At 68.6% G+C, this 11,700-nt stretch carries 9 protein-coding genes; 4 read left to right on the plus strand and 5 right to left on the minus strand.

The genetic code is table 11. The features are described 5' to 3' along the window. Positions 1-34: 34 nt before the first annotated feature. Genes ON062_RS05775 through ON062_RS05785 form a run of 3 tightly spaced genes read left to right on the plus strand, consistent with a single transcriptional unit; the run spans position 35 to position 4,011 of the window. Positions 35-595, plus strand: a complete 561-nt coding sequence (locus ON062_RS05775) for a hypothetical protein (protein ID WP_274646172.1) — start codon at positions 35-37, stop codon at positions 593-595. Beyond that, the gene (locus ON062_RS05780; protein WP_274646173.1) at positions 595-3,561 is read left to right on the plus strand and encodes an ATP-binding cassette domain-containing protein; all 2,967 of its coding nucleotides are present in this window, start codon (positions 595-597) and stop codon (positions 3,559-3,561) included. The genes ON062_RS05775 and ON062_RS05780 overlap by 1 nt, the downstream gene beginning before the upstream one ends. Positions 3,562-3,615: 54 nt before the next feature. Then, on the plus strand, positions 3,616-4,011 hold the full coding sequence (locus ON062_RS05785) for a glucose-6-phosphate dehydrogenase (RefSeq protein ID WP_274646174.1): 396 nt from the start codon (positions 3,616-3,618) through the stop codon (positions 4,009-4,011). A gap of 29 nt (positions 4,012-4,040) precedes the next feature. On the opposite strand, the gene metH is transcribed toward ON062_RS05785, so the two are convergent. From metH to ON062_RS05805, 4 genes are all read right to left on the minus strand, one after another. Continuing rightward, a complete protein-coding gene (gene metH, locus ON062_RS05790; protein WP_274646175.1) occupies positions 4,041-7,688 on the minus strand; it encodes a methionine synthase in 3,648 nt (1,215 codons plus the stop codon). A gap of 53 nt (positions 7,689-7,741) precedes the next feature. Then, positions 7,742-8,536: an LLM class F420-dependent oxidoreductase gene (locus ON062_RS05795; protein ID WP_274646176.1), complete on the minus strand. Its 795-nt coding sequence runs from the start codon at positions 8,534-8,536 to the stop codon at positions 7,742-7,744. A 62-nt stretch (positions 8,537-8,598) separates the two neighbouring features. Further along, positions 8,599-9,546, minus strand: a complete 948-nt coding sequence (locus ON062_RS05800; RefSeq protein WP_274646177.1) for a permease prefix domain 1-containing protein — start codon at positions 9,544-9,546, stop codon at positions 8,599-8,601. Position 9,547: 1 nt separating this feature from the next. Beyond that, entirely contained in the window at positions 9,548-9,883 is a 336-nt protein-coding gene (locus ON062_RS05805) for a PadR family transcriptional regulator (protein WP_274646178.1), read from the minus strand. Between the two features lie 81 nt (positions 9,884-9,964). On the opposite strand from ON062_RS05805, the gene ON062_RS05810 reads away from it, so the two are divergent. Next, positions 9,965-10,984, plus strand: coding sequence for an o-succinylbenzoate synthase (locus ON062_RS05810; protein ID WP_274646179.1), 1,020 nt, complete (start codon positions 9,965-9,967; stop codon positions 10,982-10,984). On the opposite strand, the gene ON062_RS05815 is transcribed toward ON062_RS05810, so the two are convergent. Continuing rightward, positions 10,957-11,616 (minus strand): TetR/AcrR family transcriptional regulator, encoded by a 660-nt coding sequence (locus ON062_RS05815; protein WP_274646180.1) that lies wholly within the window; start codon positions 11,614-11,616, stop codon positions 10,957-10,959. The two genes, ON062_RS05810 and ON062_RS05815, sit on opposite strands and share 28 nt — an antisense overlap. Positions 11,617-11,700: the final 84 nt, after the last annotated feature.

Here is an 11,700-nt window from a genome sequence, read left to right on the forward strand (position 1 = left end):
AGTTACCACGACCGCCGAGCCCTACGCTGGAGGCGTGACTACGACTCTGCGTGCCTTCGCCGCTTCTGCCGCCGCCGCTCTGCTTCTTTCGCTCGCCGCGTGTTCGACCGCGACCGACCAGCCAGACACGACCGCCGAGGAGATCCCCGACGGGCAGGTGGCGGTCGCCATGGACACCGCGTGCTCGGGCGATGAGGGCGTGACCCTCACGGTCGATGCCACCGCTCTCGAAGACGCCGATGACGTCTCGGCGACCTGGTGCGTCCTCACGGACGAAGCGATTGACGCGTCCGAGGTGCTTGAGTTGGCCGTGATCGAGACCGAGGGCACGGACGAGTACGGCGACCAGGTCGTGTGCCGTGTCAACAACGTGCCCGCCGAGGACCTGGCGCTGAGCGCCGAGGATGGCTCGGAGTACTTCGAGATGTGCGAGTCCATGCCCGCGGCGTTCGCGTACTGGTCGATGTGGGTGCAGCCTGCCGGCGGCGAATGGGGCTACGCGCAAGAGGGCCTCGAGACCCTGCAGCTGCAGCCGGGCGAGGGCTTCGCTCTGCTGTTCACCCTCAACGGCGAACCGGCCGAGCCCAGCGCCTGATGACTTTTCGACCCGGACCCCTGCGAGCCGCGGCTGTTCTCGCCGCCGGCTTCGTGGGGGTCCGTGTCGTTTATCGCGTCCTCTTCCATGGCGCCGAGGGTTCGGGCGTCGTGCTCTTGCCGTTCGCCGAGTACCGTCTGCCTCCACCGTTTTCGCATGTGGTGCTCCTCGGCCCCACGACGGTGGATGGGATCTGGGATGCCGCGGCCAGCGCCTTCCCCATCGCGCTGACGATCCTCGCGTTCGGCGTTCTGAACGCCCTGGTCGATATGCCCCGCCTGCTCGCGCGCGGATCCCGCCGCGGCCCCCTGCGCGGAATCGCGCGCACCCTCGCCATCGCGTGGGCGACGCTGCCGGCGCTGGCCGAGGCCGTGCGGCGCGTGCGGCTCGCGCAGAGGCTGCGCGGCGAGCGCGGTGGTGTGCGTGTGCTGGCCCCGGTGCTCGAGCGCACTCTCGAACGGGCCACCGCGATCGCTGCGGCGCTCGAACTGCGCGGCCTCGCGGGTCGCGGGCTCGAAGGCGATTGCGCGCACCCGGTGGTCACACGGGGACTCAGCCTGAGTCACCGCGACGCGCGCGGGGGCCGGGATGCCACTCCCCTGGCGGTCTGCGACCTCGACCTCCCCACCGGCTCCGTGAACCTCGTGACCGGACCGACAGGCAGCGGAAAGTCGACGTTGCTGCGCGCGATCGCCGGCCTGCACACGCATCTCGACGGTGGGGCCCTCGACGGCGAACTCCGCGTCGTCGGCCACGATCGCGTGGCGACGCCACCGCGCGATACGAGTCGACTCGTCGGCGTGGTACTGCAGAACCCCCGCGATGGATTCACGGCCGAGAGTGTCGCGGACGAGATCGGGGCGGCGCTCGACCTGCGCGGCGTGGCACGCACGATCGTGGGCGCTCGCGTCGATGAAGTGTGCGAGCGCATCGGCATCACGCACTTGCGTGACCGTGCGGTGACGGGCCTGTCAGCGGGAGAGGCGACGCTGGTCGCGATCGCGGCAGCGGTGGTCGAGAACCCGGTGCTCCTCGTCGTCGACGAGCCGCTCGCTGATCTGGATGTGGAGTTCCGCGCCCGTATCGTCGCCCTGCTGGATGCCCTCGCCCACGACGCCGGGATATGTGTCATCGTCGCGGAACACCGTCACGCCGACCTCGCACAGATCGCGGATGCCCGCCTCGACATCACGGATGGCGCGGTACGTCGCGCACTCGCCGGTGTTGCCGATCCCACCCGTCCCGCCGATGGCGCGCCTCTCCCACGCAACGCCCCTGGGGCCATTGCTCTGCGCGCAGATGACGTCACCGTCCGTCACGGCGATCGCGTGGCGGTGGATGCCGCGTCCCTCACGCTCTGCTCCGGAGAAATCGTGGCCCTGGCCGGACCGAACGGCGCCGGAAAGTCGAGCCTGCTGATCGCGATCGCCCTGCCACACCGCGGCGACCACGCGGTCACGACCCCGCAGCCAGGCGGCGTGGCGCTTGTGCCCGATGCATCCGACGACCTGTTCGTCTGCACGACGGTCGGCGCCGAATGTGCGCGAACAGACCGCCGTGCACGGTTGCCGCGCGGCACCACGGCGACGCGCTTCGCGACGCTGTTGAGCCGAGAGGGTCAGACCGGCGAGGCGACCGCGAGGTTTGCCGCGCAGCATCCGCGTGACCTCTCGACCGGCGAGCGCCGCTGCCTCGCGATCGCCTTGCAGTGGGCGCGCGATCCTGCCGTGCTTCTCGTCGATGAGCCGACACGGGGGCTGGATGCCACGGCCTGCGCACTCGTCGCCGCAGCACTCGGCCACGTGGCGGCAGACGGCGCGGCGGTCATGGTGGCCACCCATGACGACGTCCTGCTCCCGCTCGCGGACCGCATGCTCGCGATGCGCGACGGCCGGCTGGTGGTGGATCCCGCCGCGCGCCGGGCAGCGGTGACGCGCGCGGGCGACGAAGGTGTTGCCGCTGCGACCGAGGAGGCGGCGCGAGCCGCGACTACCTCGTCGACGACCGGGGCGACCGTCGCGGCTACCGGGCACGCGCACGAACCCCACGAGGCGCCGCCCTCGCGTGCGAGCACCCCCGACGATACAACGTCCACGCACACACAAGAGCCGCGCCGCCACCCGCAGCGACCGAGAGGAGCATCGACCCTCGTCCGCCTCCCCGTCGCGGCACTCGCCCTCGCGAATCTCGTCGCGCTCGCCGCGTTCACGTGGCCCCTCGTCGCGTATGCCGTGCCGGCCGACAGTTCCGCGGCGGTTCCCGCGGCTGCCCTCGCCCTCGCGCCCGTCGCCGCCATCGTGGTGCTCCTCGCGCTCGATTCCACCGTGCGCAGCGCGCACACCCTGGCCCTGCTCGGCACGCTCGCCGCGATCGGCGCCGCGGTGCGCATCGTCGGAACCGGCGTCGGCGGGGTCGAGGCCGTGTTCATCCTGCTGATACTCGCCGGTCGCGCCTTCGGGGCACGCTTCGGCTTCCTGCTGGGTCTGCTCACGATCGCCCTGTCCACGCTCGTCACCGGCAGCTTCGGCCCCTGGACGCCGTTCCAGATGTTCGCATGCGCCTGGGTGGGCGCCGGAGCGGGCCTGCTCCCCCGCCGCCTCACCCGCGGGGCGGAGATCGCCCTGCTGTGCACGTACGGCGTGATCGCCTCGTACCTCTTCGGTCTCATCATGAACCTCTGGTTCTGGCCCTTCGCCGTCGGCGGCGGCGCCGGGATCTCGTACGAACCGGGCGCCCCGATCGGCCAGAACCTCGCGAGCTTCGTCGTCTATTCGCTCGTCACCTCCTCGCTCACGTGGGACACTCTGCGCGCCGTCACGACGGTCATCGGCATCACCGTGGTCGGTGGCGCGGTGCTGGCCGCCCTGCGACGCGCGAAGCCGGTGGAGGCTGCGAGCACGCGGCATCCGCTCCGCGCATCGCGCCGGACTTCGTCGGCGGCACCACGGCACGACCTGAGCGTGTGACACTAGAGGGGTGGTTCCCGAGATCGGGTTGCAGCCGCCGAAAGGACTCCCCCGATGAAGATCACCTCGTCGTCAGACTGGCGCGATGCGATGGCGTTCGAAATCCCCGTTCCCGCCGTCGACGTGCTCCCCGGTGAGCCGACTCGGTGCGTGGGATGTGGACCGGATGCTGCGCCACACCCGCGCGAAGAGCTGTGGGCCGTCAAGCACAAGCATCCGAACAACCACTCCGGATACGTGCGCCTGTATTGCAGCGCCCACGCGCCGAAGCCCGAGCGCCGCGTCGTCGAGCCGAACCGCCGGTCCAACGGCGCCCGCCGCACGGCGGAGCGGCTCGCGAGTCCGCGCCGCGACGTCGCCGTCGAGCGCCCGCGCGAGCTGTGCCCGAACTGCTTCGTCGAGATCCCGCCGGCCGGCACCTGCGGCATGTGCGGCTACGAAGTGGGCTGATCCCGCCCCCATTCGGCCTGCGGGCCCTCCTACACCGAGAAGTACTTGGCCTCGGGGTGGTGGAACACGAACGCATCCGTGGACTGCTCGGGGTGCAACTGCAGCTCGTCGCTGAGGTGCACGCCCATGCGCTCGGGGCGCAGCAGTTCGACGACCTTGCGGCGGTCTTCCATCTCGGGGCACGCCGGATAGCCGAGCGAGAACCGCGCGCCGCGGTAGGCGAGCTTGAACAGCCCCGCCACGTCATCGGGCTCTTCCTCCGCGAAGCCGAGCTCGGCGCGCACTCGGGCGTGCCAGTACTCGGCGAGCGCTTCGGTCAGCTGCATCACGAGACCGTTGAGCTCGTAGTAGTCGCGGTATTTGTCTTCGGCGAACATCTTCGCCGTGACCGCGTCGATCGCAGCGCCCGCTGTGACGAGCTGGACGGGCATGACGTCGATCACACCCGACTCGCGCGAGCGCACGAAGTCTGACAGGCACAAGTGCCGGTCGCGTCGCTGACGAGGGAAATGGAAGCGCAGTCGCTCGTCTCCGAGGGCGCCACCGGATCCACCGTCAGGCGCCAGCAAGCCGGGAACACCCAAGACGCCGGCCGGGTCGTCACCGTGATGCAGGACGATCAGGTCGTCGCCCTCTGACGCCACAGGGAAGTACCCGTACGCCACCGACGCGTCGAGCATGCCCTCGGCGAGGATCCTGTCGAGCCAGTACCGCAACCGCGGGCGTCCCTCCGCTTCGACGAGCTGCTCGTAGGTGAGACCGTCTGCGCCGCGACCGGGCTTGAGCCCCCACTGCCCCATGAACGTCGCCCGCTCGTCGAGGAACGCCGAGTAGTCGGCGAGCGCCAGTCCCTTCACGATGCGCGTGCCCCAGAACGGCGGGGCGGGGACGGGATTGTCGGATGCCACATCCGAACGCGCCGGCATCGCCTCAGGCTCGGTGAGGGTGAGCTTCGACCCCGCCGCGTGCCGACGCTTCTTCAGCGGGGGCAGACCCACCGAGTCGGGCGCCGCGCCGCGAGCGATCGCGACCAGGGGCTCCATGAGCGCAAGCCCCTCGAACGCATCACGGGCATAGCGCACCTGGCCTTCGAAGATTCCGGCGAGATCCTCTTCGACGTACGCGCGCGTGAGCGCGGCCCCGCCGAGAATGATCGGCCAGCGCCCGGCGAGCCCCCGCGACTGCAGTTCGAGCAGGTTTTCTTTCATCACCACGGTCGACTTCACCAGCAGGCCCGACATGCCGATCACGTCGGCGTTGTGCTCTTCGGCCGCCGCGATGATGTCGGTGATCGGCTGCTTGATCCCCAGGTTGATCACGTCGTATCCATTGTTGGTCAGGATGATGTCGACGAGGTTCTTGCCGATGTCGTGCACGTCGCCGCGCACCGTGGCGAGCACGATCTTGCCCTTGCCGGACGCGCTCGAGCGCTCCATGTGCGGTTCGAGGAGTGCCACCGCGGCCTTCATCGTCTCGGCCGACTGCAGCACGAACGGCAACTGCATCTCGCCCGAGCCGAAACGCTCTCCGACGACTTTCATGCCCTCGAGCAGATGGTTGTTGATGATCTCGAGGGGAGACAGACCTCCCTCACGCGCCAGGTCGAGGTCGCCTTCGAGCCCCTTCTGTGCGCCGTCGATGATGCGGCGCTCCAGCCGCTCCCCGACCGGCAGTGCTTCGAGCTCGGCCGCACGCTGGTCGCGCAGCGCCGCGGTGTCGACGCCGGCGAAGAGGTCGAGCATGCGCGCGAGCGGGTCGTAGGTGACGTTCCCATCGGCGTCATACTCGCGGCGGTCCCAGACCAGGTCGAGCGCCACCTGGCGCTGATCTTCAGACAGCGAGGCGAGCGGCACGATCTTCGCGGCGTCGATGATTCCCGAGTCGAGTCCCGCCTCGACGCACTCGTGCAGGAACACCGAGTTGAGCACGCTGCGCGCAGCCGGGTTGAGGCCGAACGAGACATTCGAGACACCGAGGGTCGTGTGGATGCCGGGATACTTGGCGACAAGACCGCGAATCGCCTCGATCGTCTCGATGCCGTCGCGTCGGGTTTCTTCCTGACCGGTCGCGATCGGGAAGGTCAGGCAGTCGACGATGATGTCCTGCACCCGCATGCCCCAGTCCGCCACCAGCTCGTCGACCAGGCGCGACGCGATGCGCAGTTTGTCTTCGGCGGTGCGGGCCTGACCCTGCTCGTCGATGGTGAGGGCGATCACCGCGGTGCCGTGCTCCTTGACCAGCGGCATGATCCGCCCGAAGCGGCTGTCGGGACCGTCGCCGTCCTCGTAGTTGACCGAGTTGACGACCGGGCGACCGCCGATCAACTCGAGCCCGGCGCGGATCACCGCCGGCTCGGTGGAATCGATCACGAGCGGCAGGGTCGATGCCGACGCGAAGCGCGAGACGACCTCGCGGATGTCGTCCACGCCGTCGCGCCCCACGTAGTCCACGCACACATCGAGCAGGTGCGCGCCCACGCGGATCTGGTTGCGCGCGATCTCGACGCAGTCGTCCCAGCGCCCCTCGAGCATCGCCTCGCGGAACGCCTTCGAACCGTTCGCATTCGTGCGCTCGCCGATCGCGAGGTACGACGCATCCTGCTGGAACGGGACGTGTTGGTACAGGCTCGCCACGCCAGCCTCGGGGGTCGGATGCCGCTCGGCCGGCCGATCCGCGCCGCCGTGCCCATCCACCCCGCGCAGGCGCTCGACGACCGCGGCAAGGTGCTCGGGCGTCGTGCCGCAGCATCCGCCGATCAGCCCCACACCGAACTCGCGCACGAACTGCGCGTGTGCGGTCGCCAGCTCGGCTGGCGACAGTGGGTAGTAGGCACCGTCGGCGGTGAGAACGGGAAGACCGGCGTTCGGCATACACGCCACCGGCACGCGCGAGTGCTTCGACAAGTGACGCAGATGCTCGCTCATCTCGGTGGGTCCGGTGGCGCAGTTCAGGCCGATCGCGTCGACGCCGAGCGGCTCGAGGGCGGTGAGCGCCGCTCCGATCTCACTGCCCATGAGCATGGTTCCGGTGGTCTCCACCGTCACCTCGACGAAGATCGGCAGACGGATGCCACGGCTCACGATCGCCTGCTTGCAGCCGTTGACCGCGGCCTTCGTCTGCAACAGGTCTTGAGAGGTCTCGACGAGGAACGCGTCGGCTCCGCCGTCGATGAGGCCCTCTGCCTGAAGGGCGAACGTCTGCTTCAGGTGCTCGTAAGTGGTGTGCCCAAGACTTGGGAGCTTGGTGCCTGGCCCCATGGATCCCAGCACCCAGCGCATGCGGCCGTCGGCTTGCTCCGCCGCTTCGGCGCGCTCACGCGCGATGCGCGCGCCGGCTTCGGCGAGTTCGTGGATCCGGTCGTCGATGTCGTAGTCCGACAGGTTCGACCAGTTGGCGCCGAACGTGTTGGTCTCGATCGCGTCGATACCCGAGGCGAGGTACTCGTCGTGGATCGCCGCGATCATGTCGGGGCGCGTGATGTTGAGGATCTCGTTGCAGCCCTCGAGCTGGCGGTAGTCCTCGAGTGTCGGCTCGTGACGCTGCAGCATCGTTCCCATCGCCCCGTCGGCGATCACGACGCTGGTGCGCACCGCGTCGCGGAGCGCTTCGGCTCGCGCCGGTCGCGGGATTCCGTCGATATCGAGGGCGAAGCGGGGGGCGGAGGGGAGACCTGTCACCCGGCGAGTCTACTCAGCGCCTGCGCTTCCCGATCCGGGCGTGACGCCCCGCGTCAGCCGTTCTTGGCGTCGCGCCAGGCCAGCCACTTCGTCACGATGTCGTAGTCGTAGTCGGGGCCGTTGAAGTTAAGCGTGAACAAGCGCGTGCCGGCGTCGTACAGCGCGTCCGCGGCGGCTTCGTCGCGGCGGTGCAGCTCGTTCGAGACGACGAGGTTCGACAGGTCGCGCTCTTCTTTCTCGGCCCACTTCTCGATGACCGAGATCTTGTGCCCGATCTCGTCGGCGCCGACGAAGCTGTGCCAGATGTCGGCATGACGGGCGACCAGTCGCAGCGTCTTCTGCTCACCCTTGCCACCGATCATCACCGGAATGTCGCGCGTGGGCGCGGGGTTGAGCTTCTTCCACCGCGCCTCGATGCGCTGAAGTCCCTCGGCGAGATCATCCAGGCGCGACCCGGCGGTACCGAACTCGTAGCCGTACTCGACGTAGTCGCGCTCGAACCAGCCCGAACCGGTGGCGAAGATGAAACGCCCTTCTCCCCCGCGTGCAGAAATGTGATCGATCGTGCGGGCCATGTCGGCCTGCAGGTCAGGGTTGCGGTAGCTGTTGCAGTTCACCAGCGCACCGAACTCGACTCGCTCGGTCTGCTCTGCCCACGCGGCCAGCATCGTCCACGACTCGTAGTGCAAACCGTCCGGCTCTCCAGAGAGCGGGAAGAAGTGGTCCCAGTTAAAGAGGATGTCCACACCCATGTCTTCGAGGCGCCGCACGGCGTCACGCATGAGGTCGTAGGTCACGTGCTGGGGGGCGAGCTGCACGCCAAGGCGCACCGGAGTGTCAAGAAGCATGCGTCACAGCCTAGGACGCGCAACAGACACCGGGGCCGGGGCGCGGCATCCACTCTTCACGATCAGTGGGCGCGACGGGCCTTGAGGAATCCGTCGATGATGTCCCACACGGCGATGCCCGCGATGAAGAACCCCGTGATGATGGCGAGGATGCCGCCGACCTCCGACCCGTCATCGGGAACGACCGACGTCCAGAAGTCGAGGTTGATGAGGCGGCCCTGCGTCAGCAGCCACAGGGCGGGAACGGCCGCGGCCAAGGCGAGCACGGTGTTCCCCACCGCGAGGGGTATCGTCCACCTGCCGGCGCGGTAGACCATCACCTGCAGGATGCCGTCGAGCACCATCACGCCGAACAGGCCCGCCACCCACCAGGGCCAGAGCCCAGCGTCGAGGAGCGAGAGCTCAGGGCGGCCCGGAACGAACCCGATGAGCAGATCCCACAGGATCGCGGCCGCGCCGAGCACGAGCACCACCAGGGACGCGATCATGTCGGCGAAAGTGGCACCCGACTGCTTGGGCTCGGGCAGGTTGTCAAGACTCCAGGGCACCAGGGGGCCAGAGGATTCCCCGGCACGCTCGACCAGTGCGAACACCAGCGTCGTCCAGAAGAAGATATGCACGACGACACCGATCACCGCGGCGACGGTGGTGCCGATGACCGTGCCGAGCCCCGCACCGGCGATCGTCTGACCGAGGGAGACTCCGAAGGCGGCGATCGGGATCAGGATCCACAGCAACAGTTTCAGCAGGCGCCACCACTCAAGGTAGTACCGAGGGCCGATGAGCCACAGCACGCGCTCGGTGTACCCCGCGGCGAGCTTGTCCGGATCGCCGAGGTCGAGGAGTACGGCTCGCTCAGCTTCCTCGGGGTGCATGCCCTCTTCGACGCGACCGTCGATCAGATCGGCGATGGATGCGAGCAGTTCGGCGGAGAGGTCGTCGCGCTGAGCGACAGGAACGGTGCGCATCGCCGCAGCGACGTAGCGTTCGGTGAGAGTGGGAGAAGTCATGTCAGTCCTTGAGGGGCAGCGCGGCAATCGCGGCGGCGATCGCGCGGTGTTCGTCTGTGAGGGTGTCCGCCAGCAGAGCGCCAGCAGAGCTCGTGCGGTAGAACTTGCGCGGGCGCGCTTCGTCGGTGTTCCACTCGCTCGTGAGGTGCCCTTGCTTCTCGAGGCGTCGGAGCAGTGGGTACAGAGTGTTGGCGTCGGTGTCGAACCCACGGGCGTTGAGGTCTTCGAGCAGCGAGTACCCGTAGCCGGGCTCGTGAAGGAGGCGTAGGCACGCCAGCACGACGGTTCCGCGCCGCAGTTCTTGGCGGTGCGTCTCGAGTGCTTCGGTTTCGCTCATGCATCACACGGTACAGTGTGACACACACTATAACAAGTCGCACACTGCGATTCCGCGTGACTGCTTTGCCATGATGAAGGCATGACGCTCCCCCCGCTCGACGAGATCCTCGCCAGCACCCGCGTGGTCGCACTCCCGCCCGTCACCCCGTTCCGCGGGATCTCGACGCGCGAGGCCGCAGTGTTCGTCGGCCCGCAGGGATGGACCGAGTTCTCTCCCTTCACCGAGTACGACGATCTCGAGGCGTCGACGTGGCTACGCGCGGCGATCGATTTCGGATGGATGCCACAGCCCCCCGCCCGGCGCACCGAGATTCCCGTCAATGCGACGGTGCCGGCCGTCGTCGCCGCCGCGGTCGCCGGCGTGCTGGCCCGGTTCGACGGATGCCGCACGGCGAAGGTCAAGGTTGCTGAGCGGGGCCAGGTGCTCGCCGACGACGTCGCGCGCGTGCGGGCGGTACGCGAGGCGATGGGCCCGGAGGGGCGCATCCGCGTTGACGCCAACGGCGGCTGGAACGTCGACGAAGCAGAGCACGCGATCCATGCCCTGGCGGAGTTCGATCTGGAATACGTCGAGCAACCGTGCGCGAGCGTCGACGAACTGGCCGAGATCCGTTCGCGCGTGGCCTACATGGGGATCCCGATCGCCGCGGACGAGAGCATCCGGAAGTCCTCCGACCCCCTCGCTGTCGCGCGCGCGGGCGCGGCCGACCTGATCGTCATCAAGGCACAGCCCCTCGGCGGGGTGGAGCGCGCCCTTCGCATCGTGTCTGCTGTCGGTCTCCCAGCCGTGATCTCCAGCGCCCTCGACACGTCCGTCGGCCTCTCGATGGGCGTCACCCTCGCGGCAGCCCTCCCCCACCTCGAGTTCGATTGTGGGCTGGGGACGGCCTCCCTGCTGGCTGCCGACGTCACCGCCGCACCGCTCGTCCCGCGATCGGGCGCGCTACCCGTGGGGCGCGTCGACGTTGACGAGACACTGCTCGCCGAGAACGCGGCATCCGATGACCGCGAGCAATGGTGGCGGTCACGCATTGCGCGCTGCCACGCTCTGCTGGCGGCGGGCGGTGAACCTCAGGCAGCCGAAGCGATGATGAGCTGAGCGGCGATCGCGAGCTCTTCGTTCACCCGCAGGCGCATCTCGTCGGGCTCGAGGCCCGCCATGACGGCCCGCACCGAGGCGCTTTCCCACGCCACGAGCATCGCGCGCGCTGCGCGATCGGGCGGCACGCGAAACGTCAGCGCCTTCGAGCAGGCGATGTCGTCGATGATCTGGGCCACGGCGGCGAACATCTCTTGCTCCTGCGCGAGGTATGCCTCGGCGACGTTCCGGTCTCGCAACGCGTGAATGCGGATCTCACTCATCAGCAAAACGGTCAGGCGATCATCGCCAGCCACGTCGAGAATCTGCTGCACGAGCGCGAAAGCCTTCTCGGGGTTGTCGAACCCTGCACCGGCCACCCCCGACATCTCCTCAGAACCCTCGAGCTCAGCCACACGCCGACGCACCGACTCCACACGCTCGAACGCCACACGGGCGGATAGTTCGAGGAACAGCTCGTCTTTGGACTCGAAGTTCGAGTAGAAAGCCCCGCGGGTGAACCCGGCCCGGTCGCAGACCGCCTCGACGGAAGCGGCATCCAGGCCGACCTCGGCGAATACCTGAGCCGCGGCATCCAGCAATTTCTGCCGTGTCGCCTCGCGGCGCGGCGAGGTCGCCGTCGCATCAGACATTCGTCCTCCTCGCTCTCATCTTCACACGCGGTACTCAGGTTGAGTACGGCCAACGCGCCTACGATACAGTCTTGTATCCGATAC

Source organism: Microbacterium sp. C7(2022) (assembly GCF_028823665.1).
Lineage (GTDB): Bacteria > Actinomycetota > Actinomycetes > Actinomycetales > Microbacteriaceae > Microbacterium.